This is a genomic window from Thalassovita mediterranea (assembly GCF_001458435.1).
Classification (GTDB): domain Bacteria; phylum Pseudomonadota; class Alphaproteobacteria; order Rhodobacterales; family Rhodobacteraceae; genus Thalassobius; species Thalassobius mediterraneus.
On record NZ_CYSF01000006.1, the window covers coordinates 90,172 to 110,314 of the forward strand.

The following is a 20,143-nucleotide window of genomic DNA, read 5'->3' on the forward strand; positions in this document are numbered from 1 at the left end:
CTTTCCGCACAGGCCGGTGAGGCTATTGTGCGGATTTCCGCACAGTTTGACCAACTCAAGGCACCACACCCCAATGGCGCCTCGACCTTGGTCGACTAGGCGAACGGCCTGCTGGGGCAACACTCGCTCATCCTTCTTCGCGGTAGTGTTCGGGTTTTACGCCATAGCGTGCAAGCTTGTCGTAAAAGGTCTTGCGCGGCAATTTAAGCGCCTTGGCCGCAGCACTGGCGCGCCCCTCTGCCCGACGCAGCGCGGCAATCAACAAAGACCGTTCCACTCGCGCCATTTGTTCGGCCAGCCCCAGATCGGCGCTATCGTCTGCCTCCTCCCCTTCCTCGCCCAGAACGAACCGCATGGCTGCGCTCATCAGTGCGCGCGCGTTGCCGGGCCAGTCCCGCGCCATCAGATCCGCCAACAAATCCGAGGTGATTTCAGGCGACTGAAGCCCCGACTGTTCGGCGGCTTGGGCAACGTATTGACGAAACAGGACAGGGATATCATCCGGGCGCTCTTTCAGTGACGGCACGCGCACTTTCATCACCTCGATCCGGTAATACAGCTCTGCCAGCAGATCACCGCTTGCGACGGCAGCACTCAGGTCCTGAATGGTACCGCCAATCAGGCGCAGACCGCCTTCTTCCAGTGCTTCGATAAGGGCGCTTTGCACGTCCAACGCCAAGCCCCCCAGATCATCTAGAAACAGCGTCCCCCCCTGAGCCGCAGCCACAGCATCCGCCAACCCCGCGCGATCCAGCGTCGGCGCTGCGCGTTTGACAAACGGTCCCTTCGCCTGAGCGGAGGTAAGATGAATAACCTCAGCAACCTTATAGATACCGGACCCCGGCGCACCGGTGACCAGCACATCCGTCCCTGCCCGCGCCGCCAAACGGGCACGGTTGCGCAGCGCTTCGGCCAAATCGGATTGTCCATAAAGCATCCTTGCCGCTGCATCGCCAGTTTCAAGCTGCGCTTTCATCCGGCGGTTATCCAGCACCATTTGACGGGTTTTCAGCGCCCGTTCCAGCGCCGCCAGCAGATCGGTGGTGGCGCAGGGTTTTTCCAGAAAACCAAACGCCCCCTGCCGCATGGCCTGCACCGCCATTGGAATATCGCCTTCGCCGGTCAAAAGGATCACCGGCAGTTCCGCATCGGTTGCCTGCGTATGCTGCAACAAATGGAACCCATCCCGCCCCGGCATACGGATATCCGACAGAACGACCCCCGCGAAATCAGCACCGATATGATCCTTCGCCTCGATGAACGAGCTAACAGGAAACGGATCCAAATCGGCCAGTTCCAAGGTCTGCGCCAGCGCATCACGCACCGCCGCATCATCATCCACAACCAGAACCCTGCGAATATCAGCGGCGTTCGTCATCCTGCGTTCCCTTCTGTCCAGCGTTCCAACTCAACGGTGAACATTGCGCCTGTCGCGGCGTTGCTGCCGCGAATTCTGCCGCCAAAACTCTGGACCAAGCCGTAAGAAATCGACAGGCCCAGCCCCATCCCTTCGGAGGTGCCGACGGTTTTGGTGGAATAGAACGGTTCGAACACCTTGTCAGGCTCTTTGATCCCCGGACCGATATCGCGCACGGTAACCGACAAACGCTGGCCTGAATTAATCACGATGCGCACCTGCCTGTCCTCTTGGTCCAACATTGCATCGGCGGCGTTATTGATCAGGTTCACCAACACCTGCGTCAGACGAACATCGCCTGCCCGCACCCAAAGGGGACTGTCGGTCGCCCCTGCATCCCAATCGAGTGTCACTGCATCAGCGCGCAGACGTGCCTCTGTCAGCTCCACTGCGGTATTTACCACATGCACCAGGTCCACCTGCCCTACTGGTTCGCTTTCATTGCGGGCAAAGGCGCGCAGATTTTTGATGATCCGCGCCATGCGGGCGGCCATATCAGCGATACGAGACAGGTTTTCATTGGCGCGCTCTGGTCGGCCGCGCTCCATAAAGGCACTGCCATTTTCGGCGTACTGCCGGATCGCCATCAGCGGCTGGTTCAATTCGTGACTGATCCCTGCCGACATCTGCCCCAACGCCGACAGTTTACCAGCCTGCACCAGATCGTCCTGCGCCTTTTTCAGCGCTTGCTCTGCCGCGATCCTCTCAGCGACCTCGCTACGCAAACTATCGTTGGCCTGAGACAACTCGGCGGTGCGGGCGGCAACGCGGCTTTCCAAAACGGCATTAACCTGTGCCAATGCATCACGGCGCGTGGTGGCAATCAGCGACAGTGCCCCAAAGGCCAGAAAGACCGCCGCCACAACCGCTGCCTGCAATCCTGCCAAACGACGGGCAGGATCCACATCAATCAAGGCTTCGGCCCGCATGCCAATCGCGGGCAGATCCTGTTCCAGATGCAGGCCACGGGCCGGCACATAGGCAGACCAGTCTGTAAGCCACAGCTCATAGCCCCCGACATTGCGCACCCCAAAGGACGTACTCGCGCCGGTGTTGGGGATCAGACGCCCATCTGCTTGCCGCCGCCAATGAAGGAGTTCCGAGCGATTGGTGATAAAGACCTCTCCGCCCAAATCTGCATTCGTATCAGTGAAAAAGATCGACGGACGTGCGCCGCGCCACTCTTCCTCGATGCGGTCGATGTTGGCGACCACAATCAGCGCGCCCTGTACCTTCCCCTTGTCCGCACCTTCGGTGCCAAAAACCGGCGCCGCAAACGAATAGCTACGCTGACCGGTGGCACGAATGATCCCGTGTTCTTCGCCCATCGCACCCTGGCGGGCGCGGCGCCAATGGCTGCGATCTGACAAATCGCGTGCAGTCAGCCCATTGGCCGACACGATCACCAAACCGTTCTGATCCACCAACACCAGATCCAATGCGGCGGTTTTGTCAGCGGCCTTCAACAGATGTTTTTCCGCCCGTTCCAAGCCCGATCCCGCCAACACATCACGCACCACCGGATGATCCGCGGTCAGTACTGCCAACTGTTGATATTGCTGCAACTGCCCCGTCAGCCGGTCGGTCGCCAACGCCAAATCGACGCGCCCACGTTGTGCCAATTGGCCCAGCGCCTGCACGTAACCATAGCGCCAGACGCCACCTGAAATGGCCAGAACCGCCAGCAAAAAAAGGACGATCATCAACCAACGTCGTAGGGCAAAAGATGGGGCAATAGAATTCATGCGGCGAACTTAGCCTGCACAGGCTTGCAAAGGCCAGAGGGCTTGGACTAGCAACACCGCATGAAACACCTCAGCCAATCGCCGACCGATCCCGACTTTGTGCAAAATCCTTACCCGTTCTATGACCGCGCCCGCGCTGCTGGGCCGCTGGTCTTCTGGAAGGAGTATGACCTGATCTGCGCCACCTCTTATGCGGTGGTGATGATGCTGTTCAAGGATCGCCGGTTCGGCCGCGAATGCCCGCCGGAATTTGCACCAGAGATCCCCGATCGCCTGCGTCCCTTCTATGATATTGAAGCGCATTCGATGCTGGAACTGGATGGACCGCGCCACAAACGCCTGCGCTCGCTGGTGCTGCGTGCCTTTACCTCGCGCCGGATTGCGGCGATGGGACCAGAGATTGAGGCGCTGTGCCATCAGTTGATAGACGACCTGCCTGCGGGTGGGTGTGATCTACTGGAAGCGTACTGCACCCGCGTTCCCGTGGTGGTGATCTGCCGCCTTCTGGGCGTGCCAGAGGCGATGGCGGATGATCTGTTGCGCTGGTCCAATGCAATGGTGTCGATGTATCAGGCCCGTCGCACGCGCGAGATTGAGGATGCGGCGATGCAGGCCGCCACCGATTTCCGCAATTTCATGATCAGCTACATCGACCAACGCCGCAATGAGCCGGGGGATGATCTGATCACCAGCCTGATCGAGGCCGAAGAAGGCGGCGAGAAGCTGAGCACAGATGAGTTGATCACCACCTGTATCCTGCTGCTCAACGCAGGACATGAGGCAACAGTGCATTCGCTGGGCATCGCGGTGAAGACGCTGCTGGAACAAAACACCCCGCGCGAGGCGCTATCGGACGAGGGGATAGACGGCACCATCGAGGAATCGCTTCGCTTTGACCCGCCGCTGCATATGTTCACCCGCTACGCCTACGAAGAGGTGGAGGTCGCCGGTCACACGTTTAAGCGCGGCGATCAGGTGGCGCTGCTACTGGGCGCGGCGAACCGTGATCCGGACAAGTGGGATGATCCAGAGGTGTTTAACCCTGCCCGTCCAGTCACCACCAATGTGGCCTTCGGCAGTGGGGTGCATTTCTGCGTCGGCGCGCCGCTGGCACGGCTGGAGATGAAGATCGCGCTGCCGATCCTGTTTGAACGGTTGCCGAATTTGCGGCTGGATGGCGCGCCGCAATATGGGGATGTCTACCATTTCCACGGGCTGAGCGGGCTGCGGGTGAGGTATTGATTTCGCACTAATGGCCCGGCACCGCCGGGCTGCGCCCGACCCTCCCCACGGGAGGGCGCATTTGCGCTGTCTTATCAAACCTCAATGCTCTGGCTGTTTTCGAAGGCAACGGGCAATTCACCGTCACGAAGCGCCCACCCAGGGTCGGGCGCAGCCCTCTGCACTTAGCCTCTCACCGATCCAAATGCCCCATATCCCGTTCTGGGTCGATCTGATCGCGCAGGCGTTTCTTCAGCTCTTTCGCCTCTGGAAACCCACCATCGCGTTTGCGTTCCCACAGCAGCTGACCGTCTACCCGCACCTCATAGGTGCCGCCATATCCGGGAACCAAGGTCACGCCGCCCAGATCCTCACCAAAGCTTTGCAACAACTCCTGCGCCATCCATCCCGCGCGCAACAGCCAATTGCAGCCAGTGCAATATTCAATCGTCACGACCGGCTTCGCCCCACTCACAGCGGCAGCTCCGTTGTGGATTTGATCTCTTCCATCGACAACAGGGCGGTGACGTTATGCACTTTTACCTCGGAAATCAGCGCCTGATAAAATTCATCATAGGCCCGCGCGTTCTGCACCCGCACCTTGAGTATATAGTCGATATCGCCAGCCAGACGGTGCGCTTCCTGCACCTCGGGGCGGTTGTGCAACGCGGTCAGGAATTTCTGCTGCCATTCCGCCTCATGCTCTGACGTGCGGATCAGCACAAAGAAACAGGCGTCAAAGCCCAGCTTCTCGGCATCCAGAACGACGGTCTGCTGGCCCAGCACACCTGCCTCGCGCATTTTGCGGATACGATTCCACACCGGCGTCTTGGAGGAGCCGACTTTGCGGGCAATTTCATCCAGCGATTGGCCTGCGTCGCTCTGCAACTCTGCCAGAATTTTGCGATCGGTCTGATCCAAGCGAACTGTCATTTCGGTCCCACCTGCTTTTTTAGAACAGCGTATTCGTATTTTACCAACACCACTGGATGAAGTCCTTATTTGTTCCAGCCAATGGCGCAATGGGGGGAATATTTTCTATATAGCAGGTCAAGTCAACCTAAGGAGAAGGCAGATGCCCCGTCCCTTCACACCCAAAGTCATCACCGCGAACGCCCTTCTGGAAGGCGACGTCGTGTATTTCACCGCCCAAGACACCTGGTCGCGCGAAATGTGTGAGGCCGAGGTCATGGAAGACGAGGCCCATGCCGATGCTCGCCTGATCGAAGCGTCGCGTCAGCAGAACGTGATCGTCGGCGCCTATCTGGCTGACGTAAAGCCGGGCGAACAAGGCCCCGAACCCACCCACTTCCGTGAGGACTTCCGCCGCACTGGCCCTTCCAACTATTTCCACGGCAAACAGGCAGAGGTGCTCTGATGTATCGCTATAACGACTTTGACGACGCCTTTCTGGCACAACGCAACGCCCAATTCCGCGCACAGGTGGAACGCCGCATTTCTGGCGCCCTGACCGAAGATGAGTTTAAACCGCTGCGCCTGATGAACGGCCTGTATCTGCAGCTGCACGCCTATATGCTGCGTGTGGCAATACCCTATGGCACCCTGTCCAGTGATCAAATGCGCCAGTTGGCGCTGGTTGCAGACAAGTGGGATAAGGGCTACGGTCACTTCACCACCCGTCAGAACATCCAGTACAACTGGCCGAAGCTGCCGGATGTGCCGGATATCCTCGACAGTCTGGCAGAGGTGAACCTGCACGCGATCCAGACCTCGGGCAACACCATCCGTAACGTGACCGCCGACCACTTCGCCGGTGCCGCGGCGGATGAGATTGCCGATCCGCGCCCGGTAGCCGAATTGATCCGCCAGTGGTCCACCGACCATCCGGAATTCCAGTTCCTGCCGCGTAAATTCAAAATCGCCATCACCGGTTCGCCCAACGACCGCGCCGTGACCCGTGCCCATGACATCGGCCTGCGCATGGTCGAACGTGACGGCAAAGCGGGCTATGAGGTCATCGTTGGTGGTGGTCTGGGCCGGACACCGGTTGTTGGCAAAGTCATCAAAGACTTCCTGCCGCAAGCGGACCTGTTGCCCTACCTTGAGGCGATTGTGTCGGTCTACAACACCCTGGGTCGCCGCGATAACAAGTATAAGGCCCGCATCAAAATCACCGTAAACGAAAACGGTCTGGATGAAGTACGCGCCCGTGTTGACGAACGCTTTGCCGCGATCCGTCCGCTGTTTGCTGGCGTTGATCAGGAAATGCTAAAAGCGATCGAGGCGCATTTTGCCGCGCCGGAGTTTGTCAGCAAGGACGTCGCACCATATGACGTAGCCTACGCTAACGATCCGGTGTTCCGCGCCTGGGCGGATACCAACCTGTCGGCGCACAAGGCGGATGGCTATGCCATTGCCTCGATCTCGATCAAGGCACATGGTCAGACGCCGGGTGACGCAACCAGCGATCAGATGCGCGTAATGGCCGATCTGGCCGAAAAATACGGCCATGGTGAACTGCGCATCAGCCACGAACAGAACGTGATCCTGCCGCATGTCCACAAGGCAGACCTGCCCGCAATTCACGCCGCGTTGAAAGAGGCCGGTCTGGCCACTGCCAACATCGGCCTGATCAGCGACATCATCGCCTGCCCCGGCATGGACTACTGCGCGCTGGCAACCGCCCGTTCGATCCCCGTTGCGCAAGAGATTGCAGAACGCTTCGAAGAGCTGAAGCTGGAGCATGAGATTGGCCCGATGAAGATCAAAATCTCGGGCTGCATCAACGCCTGTGGTCACCACCACGTGGGTCACATCGGTATCCTTGGCCTCGACCGTGCGGGCGTCGAAAACTACCAGATCACTCTGGGTGGTGACGGCACCGAAGATGCGGTGATCGGTCAGCGTGTCGGCCCCGGCTTTGCCTATGATCAGGTGGTGGCGGCGATTGAAACCATCATCACCACCTACCTCGCGCAGCGCGAAGATGAGAACGAAACCTTCCTTGACGCCTACCGTCGTCTGGGTCCGGATCCGTTCAAAGCCGCGCTCTACCCGGAGGCAGCGAAGAAAAATGCCGCTTGAGGCCCCCCTTGGCAGCGTGACGGAACGGGTCGACCACCTGAACCAGCGCTATCAGCACCATGCGGCCAGCGCGGTGTTGAAACGGGCGATGACCGACCCGCAGGTGGGTCGCATCGCGATGGTGTCCTCTTTTGGCGCGGAGAGCGTCGTGTTGCTGCACATGGTGGCAGTGGTTGACCCCACCACGCCGGTGCTGTTCATCGACACTCAGATGCTGTTCCCTGAAACGCTGGAATATCAGCGCGACGTGGCGCAGAAGCTGGGCCTGACTGATGTGCGCGTGATCCATGCTGATGCTGACGAAGTGGCAGAACAGGATCCGTTTGGCGCCCTGCATTTGCGCGACACCGATGCGTGCTGTGATCTGCGCAAAACCCGGCCTTTGGAAAAGGCGCTTAGCGGGTTTGACGCTTGGATTACCGGACGTAAACGGTTTCAGGCAGGCAGCCGCGCTGCGCTTGAGTTCTTTGAGAACGAAGAAGATAAGCGCATCAAGGTGAACCCGCTGGCGCATTGGGAAAAGCAGGACGTTCAGGACTACCTGATCAACAACCGCCTGCCCAAACACCCGCTGATCGCCCAAGGGTATCCGTCAATCGGCTGCCGCCCCTGCACATCCAAGGTGAAGCCGGGCGAAGACGAACGTGCAGGCCGCTGGCGCGGCAGCAACAAAGAAGAATGCGGTATCCACATGGTGGATGGCAAAATGGTAAGAATTGGAGCGCAACAATGAGCGTGATCGTAAGCGACAAGGGCTTTGCCAGCGATGACTGGGTTGGGCCGATTGCAGACCTTGAAGACTCGGAAAACGCTGTGGCGGTGGATCTGGCATCCCATGATGACCCCACCGCACTGCAGGAACGGCTGAACTCGATCCAGCTGATCCGCGTGGATTTTCCCAGCTTTGCCGATGGCCGCGGTTTCACCATTGCGCGTCATCTGCGTCTGCTGGGCTACACCGGTCGTCTGCGCGCCAAAGGCCATGTGATTTCCGACCAATACGCCATGGCCCGCCGCAGCGGCTTTGACGAGGTGGAAATCAGCGACGAACTGGCCGCGCGCCAGCCCGAAGGCGAATGGAACTTCCGCGCTGACTGGCAGGCAAACGACTACCAGAATCGCCTGCGTACCGGCTAAGGATCAGGCAACCCGCCAGCTGCACTTGCGCGACGCCGCCAAGCCCTGCCCGCGACGGTTGCCTGACACCATCTGATCCAGCCTTTCATCTGACATGGATCAAAGATAGATAGAGGATGCCGGTTTAAATATCGGCTAAACCGCATATGACAGAGACATCAACCGTGACCGACGCTGCTGTAGTAAAAGCGCCCAAGGCGCCCGCCCTCCCCGATGCCCAGACCGTGACCGAGGTCAAGCATTGGACTGACCGCCTGTTCTCCTTCCGCTGCACGCGCCCAGCGTCGCTGCGTTTCCGTTCGGGTGAGTTTGTGATGATCGGCCTGATGGGCGATCCCGATCCCAAAACCGGCAAGCAAAAGCCGCTGCTGCGCGCCTATTCCATCGCCTCGCCCTCTTGGGACGAAGAGATGGAGTTCTACTCGATCAAGGTGCAGGACGGTCCGCTGACATCCAAGCTGCAGCATATCAAGGTGGGCGATGAAATCATCCTGCGCCCGAAACCCGTCGGCACGCTGGTGCATGACGCGCTGATCCCCGGCAAACGCATCTGGTTCTTTGCCACCGGCACCGGCTTTGCACCTTTCGCCTCACTGCTGCGCGAACCGCAGACTTACGAAGACTATGATGAGGTGATCATCACCCACACCTGTCGCGAAGCGGGTGAGCTGACCTATGGCCGTGAGTTGATCGAAAGCCTGAAGGACGATGAGCTGCTGAACGAGGTGATTGGTGAGGGCTTCTGGAAGAAGATCAAATACTACCCCACCACCACCCGCGAAGAGAGCGCCAAGATGGGCCGGATCACCGACCTTATGCGCTCGGGCGAAGCGTTTGCCGATCTGGGCGTGCCGCCGCTCAACCCCGAAAGCGACCGCGCGATGATCTGCGGCAACCTGGCGTTTAACCTGGAACTGAAAGACCTGTTTGAAAACACCTACGGTCTGGAAGAAGGCGCCAACTCCAAGCCCGCGCATTACGTGGTTGAAAAGGCGTTCCTCGACTAATCGATAGTCGGGACCGCTGAACCATTAAAACCGCATCCTTTCGGGTGCGGTTTTTCTTTGTCATCGGCGAATTGATCCAATTTGCAGATTTATTTGCCCCAAAACACCGCGCCCCAGATGGGACGCGGCAACCCCTTTTACCAAACCAAACTTTGGTTAGGATCACAGCCCCAGCTGCATACGTGCCTTTTCCAGCGCAACGGACAGCAATTCCGGATTATCGCGGGCAGTTTCCAACCCTTTGGTCAACGCCACCTGCGCCAGCGCGTTCAATTCCGACTCAGCGATAAAGGCGGAAGCTTTGTCAAAATCAAACCCCTCAACCGTGAACCATTCAGCTGCGCCCTTGGCAGCATCAATGGTTTTGTCGGCCATCGCGGATCCAGTCTCAGTCGCAGTTTCTACAAATGTGTTTTCGGTCACGGCCTCAGTCACGGCTTCGCCCATGTCGGGGGCACTATCAACGGCACCTTCCACCGCTTCTGCCACATCCGATGCAACCTCTTGCACAGCATCTGATGCCGCCTCGACCGTTTCCTGCGCAGCCTCTGTGGCAATGTCCGCAGCTGCCTCTACCGCCTCTTGGGCTTGCTCCACGGCGTTTTGTGTTGCCTCAACCGCTTGTTCAGTAACGCTGGCTGCAGCCTCTTCTTCAGCATTTGTTTCCAGCTGTTCCTCGACTGTCGGCGTTGCAACAGTAGTTTCTTCGACCTGTGCTGGCTGCGCTGAGGTCGCGACCTCGGTGTGATCTTCGTTCACGCGGGTCATCGCCAAATACCCCGCAACAACCGCCACTGCAGCCACAACAATTCCCAAACCAAATTTCATAACGATGTTCCCTTCCTCGTCGCAGCACAACGCCGCGTGTCATCTGCGCCGACAAAAGCCCCGTCACACGGCAACATTCTAGGGGGAAAAGCCGCAGATTTGCCCCCTAGCAGGTCTTTTGCCGCTTGAAGGTAGGCGGCGACAGCGATAAGTTTGGTGCGCAAATTTGCCAACGATTGAAGGATTGAACCCATAGCCCGCAGACCTCATAACGCGCCCCCGACACGCGACACCGGCCCCCGCACCAACGAGCGCATCCGCGCCACCGAAGTGCGCCTGATTGGAGCAGAAGGTGAAAATGTCGGCGTTGTCTCGCCCGCCAAAGCCATGGCAATGGCCGAAGAGGCTGGCCTTGACCTGGTGGAAATCTCGCCGAACGCGAAGCCCCCCGTCTGCAAGATCATGGACTATGGTAAGTTCAAGTACGAACAGCAGAAACGGGAATCCGAGGCGCGCAAAAAGCAGAAGATCATCGAGGTGAAGGAGGTGAAGTTCCGCCCCAACACCGATACGCACGACTATGAGGTCAAGATGCGTAACGTGATCAAGTTCCTGGAAAAAGGCGACAAGGTGAAGGTCACCCTGCGCTTCCGTGGCCGCGAAATGGCGCACCAGAACCTGGGCCGTGAGCTGCTGCTGCGTGTTGCCGAGGACATCAAAGAACTGGGCAAAGTTGAAAACATGCCCAAGATGGAAGGCCGCCAGATGATCATGATGATCGGCCCGCTGAACAAGTAAGCCAGATCCAGATCTGATGTTTTTCGAAACGCCCCTGCCATAGACGCGGGGGCGTTTTTTATTGCGCCCTCTTGATTGCACAGATGCGGCACCATTTATCTGTAAAAGCTAGACGAAAGGACCGGACGATGTGGGAAGAACGCTATGCAGGATCACGTGATTATGTATTTGGCACCGCCCCCGCGCAATTTTTGCGTGACCATCTGGATCGCCTGATCCCAGGGCAGACCGCATTGGCCGTCGCGGATGGCGAAGGGCGCAACTCCGTTTTCATGGCAGAACGCGGGATGGAGGTCACAGCCTTAGAGTTCGCCCCAACAGCTATTTCCCGGGCCAAGGACTTGGCCGCAGAACGCTCAGTTACAGTTGATTTTCGTCAGTGCGATATTCTGCGTGACCCGTGGCCTGACGCACATTTTGACGTCGTCGCGGGTATCTTCATCCAGTTTGTCGGACCAGATGAGCGCGCGCTGCAGTTCGAACGAATGCAGGCAGCAACCAAGCCCGGTGGAATTGTCATGCTGCATGGTTATACGCCCAAACAGCTGGAACACGGCACAGGTGGCCCGCCGTTTGTCGAAAACCTTTACACTCCCGAAATGCTACGCTCCGCCTTTTCTGGCTGGGAGATTGAAACGCTCGACGCTTATGAACGCGAGGTCCAAGAAGGGCGCGGTCATTCAGGCATGTCAGCACTGATAGATTTGATTGCGCGCAAACCCATCGAATAGGCGCTGCGGGTAATGCCCTCAGGCAATCCCGCGATCCCCACGCAACCAACGCAAACTGTCGGGGATATCAAACGCCAGAGAAATCAGGTCAATCACCAGCAACACCGCCAAAAATGCAGCGTAGCCCGCAGCCAATTCCACTGTGGCCAACTGATGGACCAAAACCACGACCAACGGAATCCAAAGGAACAGATGCGGGATCGACATCGCCCGCGACACTCCGCGATCTAGGGCCATAATTACCAAATTGGGCAACATGCCCCCAATAGACAAAACAGTGATCAGCGCAGCCCCGGGATGACCCAGAAAGGCAATCGGTAGGATATTTGCCGGGATGAGGATCGCGACCACCCAAATCTGCACCCAAAGCGGTGTGCGGCGAAAGCTCTGCCAAATTTCAACAACCATATCCGCGTCCCTTGTTTGCTACGCCTGTTAACTAGAAACAGAGAAAGCCCCGACCGCAAGGCCGGGGCAGACACGACAGCGTGATCCTGCCCCCACGTTATTTTACAAGGGCAGGATCAATGCAGCTTAGGGCTATCGCACCTTCAAGATCAATCAGCTGGCAGCGTCAACCGCGCGCTTGGTCAGCACCTTGATCAGGTTGGCGCGATATTCGGGCGTGCCGTGCAGATCTCCGATCAGCCCATCCGCACTGACCGATAGTCCGTCAATCGCCGCAGCAGAGAAATCAGCCGACAGCGCTGCCTCCGCCTCGGCCCAGCGCATGACGCCATCCTCGGACGCACCAGTGACCGCGACGCGCACACCGTCGGCATATTTGGCGACGAAAACCCCAGTCAGCGCAAAGCGTGAGGCGGGCTGTTCGAACTTCTGATAGCTGGCCTTTTCAGGGATGGGGAAGCGGACATCGGTGATGATCTCCCCCTCCTCCAGCGCGGTGGTGAACATGCCGTCGAAATAGTCATCCGCAGCGATTTCACGCGTGTTGGTCACGACGGTCGCGCCTGAGGCCAGCACAGCCGCCGGATAACAGGCCGCAGGGTCGTTGTTGGCCAGCGATCCCCCGATGGTGCCGCGATTGCGCACCGCCGGATCGCCAATGCCCCCAGCCAATGCAGCCAGCGCCGGATACCCCGTTGCCTCGGCCGCGACTGTCGCGTGGGTCGTGGCGGCGCCGATGGCAATTTGACCGCTATCAGGGCAGACACCTTTCAGCGCCTCAATTGCGGTGAGGCTCACCAGTTTTGACGGCGCATTCAGGCGCTGTTTCATCGACGGGATCAGCGTCTGCCCGCCGGACAGTGCCAGCGCATCCTCACCCTGCAACGCCGCGACGGCTTCATCGACGCTGCCGGGCTGTTCAAAGTCAAAGTTATACATTCTGACTGTCCTTTCTTATTTGACCGACTGCATCGCGTTCCACACACGCGATGGCGACAGCGGCATGTCGATATGTTCCACAGGGTAGCCACCGCGATGCAGGGCATCAATCACCGCGTTGACCAGTGCAGGCGGCGAACCGATCGCCCCTGCCTCGCCACAGCCCTTCACGCCCAGTGGGTTGTGCGTACAGGGGGTCTGGCAGGAATGGTCCACCTCAAACATGGGCAGATCACTGGCGCGTGGCATGGCGTAGTCCATATAGGACCCGCTCAGCAGTTGGCCGTTGTCGTCATAGACGCAGTTTTCCAGCATCGCCTGACCGATGCCTTGGGCGACACCGCCGTGCACCTGACCTTCAACGATCATCGGGTTGATAACGTTGCCGAAATCATCCGCTGCGGTGAAGCCCACGACCTCAACCTTGCCGGTGCCGGGATCGACCTCTACCTCGCAGAAGTAGGCGCCGGAGGGATAGGTGAAGTTCGCCGGATCATAAAATGCGGTTTCCTCCAGCCCCGGCTCAATCTCTTCCAGCGGGTAGTTGTGCGGCACATAGGCGGCCAGACAGACATCGCCCCAAGCCACGGATTTATCCGTGCCCGCGACCGAAAACTGTCCATCCTTCAGCTCGATGTCCGCATCTGCGGCTTCCATCAGGTGAGCGGCGATCTTCTTGGCCTTGTTGAGGACCTTTTCAGCGGCGCGCACCATGGCTGATCCCCCCACCGCGATGGAGCGGGAACCGTAGGTGCCCATGCCCATTGGCGTTCGCGCCGTGTCGCCGTGAACGATATCAACCTGACTTTCATCAATGCCGATCATATCCGCCACCACTTGGGCAAAGGTGGTTTCGTGCCCCTGCCCGTGGCTGTGGCTGCCGGTCATCACCGCGATAGATCCGGTGGCATTGACCCGCACGGTGGCCGATTCATACAGACCCGCACGCGCGCCCAGTTGTCCGACGAGGTTTGAGGGCGCGATGCCGCATGCCTCGATATAATGCGCGATGCCGAAACCGCGCAGCTTGCCGCGCGCCTTACTCTCTGCTGCGCGGGTGTCGAAGCTGGCGTAATCGGTCAGCTCCAGCGCCTTATCCAGCGTGGCGTGGTAGTTGCCGGTGTCATAGGTGACGGCAACAGGCGTGTCATAGGGGAACTGTTCTGGCTTGATGAAGTTCAGACGCCGCAGCTCTGCCGGATCCATGCCCAATTCACGCGCGGCCTTATCCACCACGCGTTCCAACTGGAACGTCGCCTCTGGCCGGCCTGCCCCGCGATAGGCATCCACGGGAACAGTGTTGGTAAACACCGCCTTCACGTTCACATAGACCAAGGGCGTGATGTAGTTGCCCGCCATCAAGGTGCCGTGCAACCATGTGGGCACCGAAGGCGCGAAGGTCGACAGATAGGCACCCATGTTGGCGTAGGTGTCGGTACGCAGGGCGACGAATTTATGGTCTGCATCCAGCGCCAGTTCGATCTTGGTCACATGATCGCGGCCATGGGCGTCGGAAATAAACGCCTCGGATCGTGAGGCGGTCCATTTGACCGGACGGTTGATCGCCTTGGCCGCGAAAGTCACGAAAGCCTCTTCCGCATAATGGAAAATCTTGGTGCCAAAGCCACCGCCCACATCCGGCGCAACAACGCGCAGTTTATGTTCGGGGATCCCCAGCACAAAGGCGCCCATCAGCAGGCGGATCACATGCGGGTTCTGCGAGGTGGTGTAGAGCGTGTGCTCATCATTGGCGCGGTTGTAATCGCCAACGGCCACGCGCGGTTCCATCGGGTTGGCGACCAAGCGGTTATTCACCAGTTCCAGCGTGGTCACATGGGCGGCGTTCTTGATCGCCTGATCCACCGCTTCGCGATTTTCCTCAACAAACCCCCAGTCATAGCAAAGGTTTGAGGTCAGATCGTCATGCACCTTAGGCGCCCCCTCGGCCACGGCGGCCTTCATATCGACGACGGCAGGCAGTTCGGTGATATCCACGTCAATCGCCTCTGCCGCGTCGCGGGCCAGTTCGGGCGTTTCGGCAATGACCACCGCAATGGGATCGCCCACATGGCGCACCTTACCCTCAGCCAGAACGGGGTGTTTGGGTTCCTGCATCGGTTGACCATGACGGTCTGTCACCTGCCAGCCGCAGGGCACACCGCCGACGCCTTCGAAATCCTTGGCGGTGAAGACACGCACAACGCCGTCCATCGCCTCAGCCGCTGAGGCATCAATCCCGTTGATCACCCCATGCGCCACGTCAGAGCGCAGGAAATGCGCGTAGGTTTGATTCACCAGATTAATGTCGTCTGTGTAATTACCGGTTCCGGTCAGAAACCGTACGTCTTCGCGCCGCTTGCTGCTGGCGCCAATGCCTTGATCCTTTGGCATATCATCCTCCCTTGAAAAGGTCTGGGCCTCCTCCTGCCCGCGCCTTTCAATGTTCCAGAAATACTCAATCTAAAACCGCGCCCGACATGGGGCGCAGCGGATCTTGGTTTTTAAGATTATTCCGCCGCCACCGGCGCCACGTCCTGGCCAGAGGCCGCCATGATGGCGCGGACGATGTTGTGATAGCCGGTGCAGCGGCAAATGTTGCCTTCCAGATGATGGCGCACCTCGGCCTCGGTTGGTTTGGGGTTGTCTTTCAGCAGCGACGCTGCTGCCATCACCATACCGGGGGTACAGAACCCGCATTGCAGACCGTGGTAATCCTGAAACGCCTGCTGAATTGCGTTCAGCGTGCCATCTGGCGCGGCCTGCCCTTCGATGGTGGCGACATCTGCCTCTGCGGCCTCTTGTGCGAACATGGTGCAGGATTTTACCGCCAGCCCGTTCACATGCACCGTGCAGGCGCCACATTGGCTAGTGTCACAGCCCACATGGGTGCCGGTCAGCCCCAGATTTTCGCGCAGGAACGTAGACAAGAGCGTGCGGCCCTCAACCTCTCCTGACACGGATCGACCGTTCACGGTCATCGTTAGTTTTGTCATCATGCCCTCCCTAAAGCATTGCGTATTGCTATTTCGGTACGTGCGTTTGACTGGGCCTGTTAGCCCAGCATCTTCTTGAACCACCCCTTCTTGGATGTACCTTCGCCAACGTCAGCCTCAGCCTCTGCAGCGCTGGTGTCTTCCTCGGGCTCCTCCACAGCCTGTTGGAAGTTCTCAAAAAACTGATCCGCCATCTTTTTGGCGAAACCGTCGATGATACGGCTACCAAGCTGGGCCAGCTTGCCCCCAACTTTGGCCTCAACGTCGTAGATCAGGCGGGTGCCGCCATCAGGCGCATCCTCCAGACTGACGCGAGCCTCACCTTTGGCAAAACCGGCGGCGCCGCCCTTGCCTTCGCCCGCCAGGGTCAACGATTGACCCTCTACAATGTCTGAGAGCGAGACCGCGCCCTTGAACGTCGCCTTCACTGGCCCGACCTTTTGCACAACCGTTGCTTCGAAGCCTTCGGAAGCACTGCCGTTCATTTCTTTGCAACCGGGCACGCAGGCGCCCAGAACCTCGGCCGACAGCAGCCCCGCCCAAACAGTTTCGCGATCTGCGTTGATGTCGCGGGTATCTGTGAGTTGCATATGTGGCGTCCTTTGAATTGCGCGTTGTTTTTAGTTAGGGCGTCTTCTTTGTGTGACCAGATCTGACCCAATCCCATCATGAAACCATAACAGTATGGTTAAACACCACCTAAGTCATCGAGCCTAAGTCATGGATAGATCGCACAGATATGACAATCGGTGCACAGAATAGACGCCCCCAATGCGCATAGCGTAGGGCTGGGACTCACCGTTTGGCAATACCGTGGTTCCGCCGCATGGCAGCATCCGCGCCCCGTTCGTCGCGCCCTTAAGGAGAGGCTGTCGCACCCGAAAGTCGAGTTTAGCCGCTCATTGCGATGGAAAAAATTGACACTTGATCCAAATGCGCGCCGCAACCCACCTTTTGCAATGGCGATTTTCACCAAGAAAATAAGGTATTATCTCAATACGGCCTCTGCTGTTGGCGGCGACGTGACGCCCTGACTGCTCTGGTTCCGTTCGATGTCTGGTTTTTCGCCCTGTTCATGGCTTGGCACAGTTTTTGCGAACACGGCCCCCAGTATCAAGTTTGTGTTTGTAGTCCGAAGCGAAGGCGCCGCCCATGCCGATTGAGCCGCACACCGACAGTATCGAAACACCGCCCAAACGCGGGATTGCGCGCCTGTGGGGCGCGGTGTCGAAACGATTTGCGCGGGCACACGCCCCGTTTACCGGACAACAATTCAGCGACGAAGAGCTGTACGCCGTTCACCCTACCAGCACCCAGCGCGTGATTGGAAATCCGCGTTTGTTGGCGTTGTTGTCGGTGGTCGGATTTATCGTCATGACCACGCTGACCATGCAGGTGGTGCGTGACGTTCGACTGCTACGACAGTCCACAATCGAAGACATCGAATGGTCACTCAGCAAAGCAGAGGTTGAGTTCCTGTCCTATCAATACGCACTGCGGCAGGCTGCACATGGGCGTGTCGACAACTTTGTGACCCTGCGGCGCGAATTTGATATCCTACAAAACCGCATCGAAGATCTGCGTTTTGGTGTGATCTATGAACCGCTGCGCGATGTGCCCGGCTTTAACGCAGCGCTGGATTCGGTCTCGCAACATCTGGGCGCATCGGCCCCTGCGCTGCGCAGTGTCGATGCAACGCTTGCCCGTTCCCTGATCGAGGTCGAAGAGCATGCCCTGGCCATGACCCCGCATGTACGCGCGATGGCCGCTGCGGGTCAAACCAACCTTGAGATTCTGTTTGACCGTCACCAGATGGCGCTGTCCACAACACTGCAGGTTATGGGTGCGGTGGGTTTTATACTGACGGCATCTCTTGGTCTGTTGGCGTTTTATTTCAACCAGTTGCGCCAGCAATCGGATGCTCGTCGCCGGTCGTTGATCACCGCGGGTGAACGCACACGTGCGGTCATGGCCAGTTCTCTTGATGCGGTAATCGTTTGCGATCCAGAAGGCGTGATCGAAGAGTTCAACGCCGCCGCTGAGGAAATCTTTGGCCATCGGCGCGAAGATGCGATTGGCGCCAATGTCGCGGATCTGATTGTGCCAGCAGAGCAGCGCGAAGCGCATGTGCGTGGCATGCGCCGCGTCAGCCGGGGCGGCGGGTTCCATATGGTTGGCAAAGGCCGAGTCCGTATGGAAGCACGACGCGCCGATGATACAATGTTCCCGATCGAAATGGCCCTGCAGAAAAGCGAGAGCCACGGTCACATGATGTACATCGCGTTTGTGCGCGACATCTCTTACCGCGTGCGTGCCGAACGCGACCTGATCGAAGCCCGCGATCAAGCCCGCGCCGGTGAGAAAGCAAAATCGCGCTTCCTGGCGGTGATGAGCCACGAAATTCGCACGCCCATGAACGGCATTCTGGGCAATATGTCTTTGCTGCGCGAAACCAAACTTTCCCCTGAGCAAGAGGGCTATCTGGCCCATATGGAGAGTTCGAGCGACATCCTGCTGGGTCACGTAAACGACGTTTTGGACATCGCCCGCTGCGAAGATGGCAAACCCGTGGTCCAATACCGCCCTACCCGTCTGCGCGATATCATCGACAGCGCGGTCGAAAGCATGCGGCCACCGGCCGAAGACAACGGCAATTCGCTGACACTGATCCATTCTGGTCCTGATCTGGGCTGGGTGCAGACCGATCCCGGTCGGGTGCAGCAGATGCTTTTGAACCTGTTGTCAAATGCGGCGAAATTTACCGAAAATGGATCCATCATCGTTGACGTACGCTGCAAAGCGCAGGAAGATGACATCACCATCCACATCAAAGATGACGGTATCGGCATCGCCGAACCGGATCTGGATCGCGTGTTCGAAGACTTCTTTACCCAAGATGACAGCTTTGCCCGCAAAACTGAGGGCACTGGTCTGGGCTTGGGCATTGTGCGCCGCATTTCCGAAGCTTTAGGCGGGTCTGTCAGTGTCACCAGCAAATTGGGTATTGGCACCACTTTTACCCTACGTTTACCAATGCCGCGCTGCGCTGCCCCCGAAGATGTGACACCGCCGGAACCCAAAGTGTCCGACGCAATGGAACAAAACACTACGGACATGCTGCGCATTCTCGTGGTCGAGGACAACCAAATCAACCGCGATGTGGTCCGCGCCATGCTAACGCGCGAAGGCCATCTGGTCGAAGAGGCCCACAATGGCCAATCTGGTGTGGAAAAGGCCAGCGAGAAGGAATTTGACCTGATCCTCATGGATATTTCCATGCCGGTACTGGACGGTCGCGAGGCCACCCGCGCGATCCGAGATGGTGAAGGTGCCTCGGCCAATAGCCCGATCATCGCCCTCACGGCCCATGTGATGCCTGAAAACGTGACGGAATTTCTGGGTCTGGGGATGCAAGACGTGCTGCCCAAACCACTGCTGCGTCCTGACTTGCAGCGGATCATCCGCGACCACGCCGCCGCCGCCAACAACGACACCTGCCCCACAACTGTGCGCATGAACCAGATGCGACAGCTGGTGGACATGGAGGTCAACAAAGCCCTGCGCGAAAGCGTGGGAGAGGCCTACGACATGCTGCTAGGGCAGATGTCAGAGGAATTGCAGGACCTGCTGGAATGGCTGCAAGCCGCAGAACAGCCCCTGCCTGAAGTGGCCGATCGCTGTCACAAGTTTGCGTCCAGCGCTGCGGTCTTTGGCGCGCTACCGTTGCAAAAGCTGCTGGTTGGAATCGAGCTGGCCGCCAAGAGCCGCGACACCGTCGAAGTCGAACGTCGTCTGGCGCAATTGCCTGAAATGCTGGCAACCTCCCTCAATCATCTGCAGGGCGGAGGCATGGGTCACAATCAAGGCCGCAAACGCGGTTAAACGCGACCTCACTGCAACGTCACTCTTTTTCCTGAGCGTAGCCAGCGGCTGC

The 20,143-nt window shown here is 58.6% G+C and carries 19 protein-coding genes; 9 read left to right on the forward strand and 10 right to left on the reverse strand.

Annotation, left to right across the window (positions count from 1 at the left end; translation table 11 throughout):
- Positions 1 to 127: 127 nt before the first annotated feature.
- On the reverse strand, positions 128 to 1,378 hold the full coding sequence (locus tag TM5383_RS04390; RefSeq protein WP_058317829.1) for a sigma-54-dependent transcriptional regulator: 1,251 nt from the start codon (positions 1,376 to 1,378) through the stop codon (positions 128 to 130).
- A complete protein-coding gene (locus TM5383_RS04395) occupies positions 1,375 to 3,120 on the reverse strand; it encodes a sensor histidine kinase (RefSeq protein ID WP_231725031.1) in 1,746 nt (581 codons plus the stop codon). The genes TM5383_RS04390 and TM5383_RS04395 overlap by 4 nt, the downstream gene beginning before the upstream one ends.
- 102 nt (positions 3,121 to 3,222) lie before the next feature.
- On the opposite strand from TM5383_RS04395, the gene TM5383_RS04400 reads away from it, so the two are divergent.
- On the forward strand, positions 3,223 to 4,404 hold the full coding sequence (locus TM5383_RS04400; RefSeq protein WP_058317831.1) for a cytochrome P450: 1,182 nt from the start codon (positions 3,223 to 3,225) through the stop codon (positions 4,402 to 4,404).
- Between the two features lie 172 nt (positions 4,405 to 4,576).
- Here the strand turns inward: TM5383_RS04400 and TM5383_RS04405 are convergent, their stop codons facing one another.
- Complete coding sequence (locus TM5383_RS04405) at positions 4,577 to 4,858, reverse strand: Rdx family protein (protein ID WP_058317832.1); 282 nt, start codon at positions 4,856 to 4,858, stop codon at positions 4,577 to 4,579.
- On the reverse strand, positions 4,855 to 5,316 hold the full coding sequence (locus TM5383_RS04410; protein WP_058317833.1) for an Lrp/AsnC family transcriptional regulator: 462 nt from the start codon (positions 5,314 to 5,316) through the stop codon (positions 4,855 to 4,857). Before TM5383_RS04410 ends, TM5383_RS04405 begins: the two co-directional genes overlap by 4 nt.
- A gap of 142 nt (positions 5,317 to 5,458) precedes the next feature.
- Between TM5383_RS04410 and TM5383_RS04415 the strand changes: the two genes are divergently transcribed.
- The 5 genes from TM5383_RS04415 to TM5383_RS04435 all read left to right on the forward strand — a co-directional run bounded on the left by TM5383_RS04415 (position 5,459) and on the right by TM5383_RS04435 (position 9,572).
- Complete coding sequence (locus TM5383_RS04415) at positions 5,459 to 5,761, forward strand: DUF2849 domain-containing protein (RefSeq protein ID WP_058317834.1); 303 nt, start codon at positions 5,459 to 5,461, stop codon at positions 5,759 to 5,761.
- On the forward strand, positions 5,761 to 7,428 hold the full coding sequence (locus tag TM5383_RS04420; RefSeq protein ID WP_058317835.1) for a nitrite/sulfite reductase: 1,668 nt from the start codon (positions 5,761 to 5,763) through the stop codon (positions 7,426 to 7,428). Before TM5383_RS04415 ends, TM5383_RS04420 begins: the two co-directional genes overlap by 1 nt.
- Entirely contained in the window at positions 7,418 to 8,161 is a 744-nt protein-coding gene (locus TM5383_RS04425) for a phosphoadenylyl-sulfate reductase (protein ID WP_058317836.1), read from the forward strand. The genes TM5383_RS04420 and TM5383_RS04425 overlap by 11 nt, the downstream gene beginning before the upstream one ends.
- Positions 8,158 to 8,565: a DUF934 domain-containing protein gene (locus tag TM5383_RS04430; protein ID WP_058317837.1), complete on the forward strand. Its 408-nt coding sequence runs from the start codon at positions 8,158 to 8,160 to the stop codon at positions 8,563 to 8,565. Before TM5383_RS04425 ends, TM5383_RS04430 begins: the two co-directional genes overlap by 4 nt.
- Positions 8,566 to 8,711: 146 nt before the next feature.
- A complete protein-coding gene (locus TM5383_RS04435; RefSeq protein WP_058317838.1) occupies positions 8,712 to 9,572 on the forward strand; it encodes a ferredoxin--NADP reductase in 861 nt (286 codons plus the stop codon).
- Positions 9,573 to 9,734: 162 nt separating this feature from the next.
- Here TM5383_RS04435 and TM5383_RS04440 read toward each other — a convergent pair whose 3' ends face one another.
- Positions 9,735 to 10,400 (reverse strand): hypothetical protein, encoded by a 666-nt coding sequence (locus TM5383_RS04440; RefSeq protein ID WP_058317839.1) that lies wholly within the window; start codon positions 10,398 to 10,400, stop codon positions 9,735 to 9,737.
- 192 nt (positions 10,401 to 10,592) lie between these two features.
- Here TM5383_RS04440 and infC point away from each other — a divergent pair, with 192 nt between their 5' ends.
- Positions 10,593 to 11,138 (forward strand): translation initiation factor IF-3, encoded by a 546-nt coding sequence (gene infC / locus TM5383_RS04445; protein ID WP_058317840.1) that lies wholly within the window; start codon positions 10,593 to 10,595, stop codon positions 11,136 to 11,138.
- Between the two features lie 71 nt (positions 11,139 to 11,209).
- On the forward strand, positions 11,210 to 11,869 hold the full coding sequence (locus TM5383_RS04450; RefSeq protein ID WP_306345446.1) for an SAM-dependent methyltransferase: 660 nt from the start codon (positions 11,210 to 11,212) through the stop codon (positions 11,867 to 11,869).
- Between the two features lie 18 nt (positions 11,870 to 11,887).
- Here TM5383_RS04450 and TM5383_RS04455 read toward each other — a convergent pair whose 3' ends face one another.
- The 5 genes from TM5383_RS04455 to TM5383_RS04475 form a co-directional block, all read right to left on the reverse strand.
- Positions 11,888 to 12,277 (reverse strand): hypothetical protein, encoded by a 390-nt coding sequence (locus tag TM5383_RS04455; protein WP_058317842.1) that lies wholly within the window; start codon positions 12,275 to 12,277, stop codon positions 11,888 to 11,890.
- Positions 12,278 to 12,430: 153 nt separating this feature from the next.
- Positions 12,431 to 13,216, reverse strand: coding sequence for an FAD binding domain-containing protein (locus tag TM5383_RS04460; RefSeq protein ID WP_058317843.1), 786 nt, complete (start codon positions 13,214 to 13,216; stop codon positions 12,431 to 12,433).
- Between the two features lie 15 nt (positions 13,217 to 13,231).
- Positions 13,232 to 15,607, reverse strand: a complete 2,376-nt coding sequence (locus tag TM5383_RS04465) for a xanthine dehydrogenase family protein molybdopterin-binding subunit (RefSeq protein ID WP_058317844.1) — start codon at positions 15,605 to 15,607, stop codon at positions 13,232 to 13,234.
- Positions 15,608 to 15,723: 116 nt separating this feature from the next.
- Entirely contained in the window at positions 15,724 to 16,209 is a 486-nt protein-coding gene (locus TM5383_RS04470; RefSeq protein ID WP_058318379.1) for a (2Fe-2S)-binding protein, read from the reverse strand.
- A 59-nt stretch (positions 16,210 to 16,268) separates the two neighbouring features.
- Positions 16,269 to 16,799, reverse strand: coding sequence for an SRPBCC family protein (locus tag TM5383_RS04475; protein ID WP_058317845.1), 531 nt, complete (start codon positions 16,797 to 16,799; stop codon positions 16,269 to 16,271).
- Between the two features lie 562 nt (positions 16,800 to 17,361).
- Here TM5383_RS04475 and TM5383_RS04480 point away from each other — a divergent pair.
- Positions 17,362 to 20,091 carry a hybrid sensor histidine kinase/response regulator gene (locus tag TM5383_RS04480; RefSeq protein ID WP_058317846.1) on the forward strand — a complete coding sequence of 910 codons (2,730 nt, stop codon included), beginning with the start codon at positions 17,362 to 17,364 and terminating at the stop codon, positions 20,089 to 20,091.
- Positions 20,092 to 20,143: the final 52 nt, after the last annotated feature.

Excerpts from the sequence above, each read along its gene's own strand:
- TM5383_RS04390 (WP_058317829.1), bottom strand. The coding sequence starts at position 1,378 with ATGACGAACGCCGCTGATATTCGCAGGGTTCTGGTTGTGGATGATGAT.
- TM5383_RS04395 (WP_231725031.1), bottom strand. The coding sequence starts at position 3,120 with ATGATCGTCCTTTTTTTGCTGGCGGTTCTGGCCATTTCAGGTGGCGTC.
- TM5383_RS04400 (WP_058317831.1), top strand. The coding sequence starts at position 3,223 with ATGAAACACCTCAGCCAATCGCCGACCGATCCCGACTTTGTGCAAAAT.
- TM5383_RS04410 (WP_058317833.1), bottom strand. The coding sequence starts at position 5,316 with ATGACAGTTCGCTTGGATCAGACCGATCGCAAAATTCTGGCAGAGTTG.
- TM5383_RS04415 (WP_058317834.1), top strand. The coding sequence starts at position 5,459 with ATGCCCCGTCCCTTCACACCCAAAGTCATCACCGCGAACGCCCTTCTG.
- TM5383_RS04420 (WP_058317835.1), top strand. The coding sequence starts at position 5,761 with ATGTATCGCTATAACGACTTTGACGACGCCTTTCTGGCACAACGCAAC.
- TM5383_RS04425 (WP_058317836.1), top strand. The coding sequence starts at position 7,418 with ATGCCGCTTGAGGCCCCCCTTGGCAGCGTGACGGAACGGGTCGACCAC.
- TM5383_RS04430 (WP_058317837.1), top strand. The coding sequence starts at position 8,158 with ATGAGCGTGATCGTAAGCGACAAGGGCTTTGCCAGCGATGACTGGGTT.
- TM5383_RS04435 (WP_058317838.1), top strand. The coding sequence starts at position 8,712 with ATGACAGAGACATCAACCGTGACCGACGCTGCTGTAGTAAAAGCGCCC.
- TM5383_RS04440 (WP_058317839.1), bottom strand. The coding sequence starts at position 10,400 with ATGAAATTTGGTTTGGGAATTGTTGTGGCTGCAGTGGCGGTTGTTGCG.
- TM5383_RS04455 (WP_058317842.1), bottom strand. The coding sequence starts at position 12,277 with ATGGTTGTTGAAATTTGGCAGAGCTTTCGCCGCACACCGCTTTGGGTG.
- TM5383_RS04460 (WP_058317843.1), bottom strand. The coding sequence starts at position 13,216 with ATGTATAACTTTGACTTTGAACAGCCCGGCAGCGTCGATGAAGCCGTC.
- TM5383_RS04465 (WP_058317844.1), bottom strand. The coding sequence starts at position 15,607 with ATGCCAAAGGATCAAGGCATTGGCGCCAGCAGCAAGCGGCGCGAAGAC.
- TM5383_RS04470 (WP_058318379.1), bottom strand. The coding sequence starts at position 16,209 with ATGACAAAACTAACGATGACCGTGAACGGTCGATCCGTGTCAGGAGAG.
- TM5383_RS04475 (WP_058317845.1), bottom strand. The coding sequence starts at position 16,799 with ATGCAACTCACAGATACCCGCGACATCAACGCAGATCGCGAAACTGTT.
- TM5383_RS04480 (WP_058317846.1), top strand. The coding sequence starts at position 17,362 with ATGCCGATTGAGCCGCACACCGACAGTATCGAAACACCGCCCAAACGC.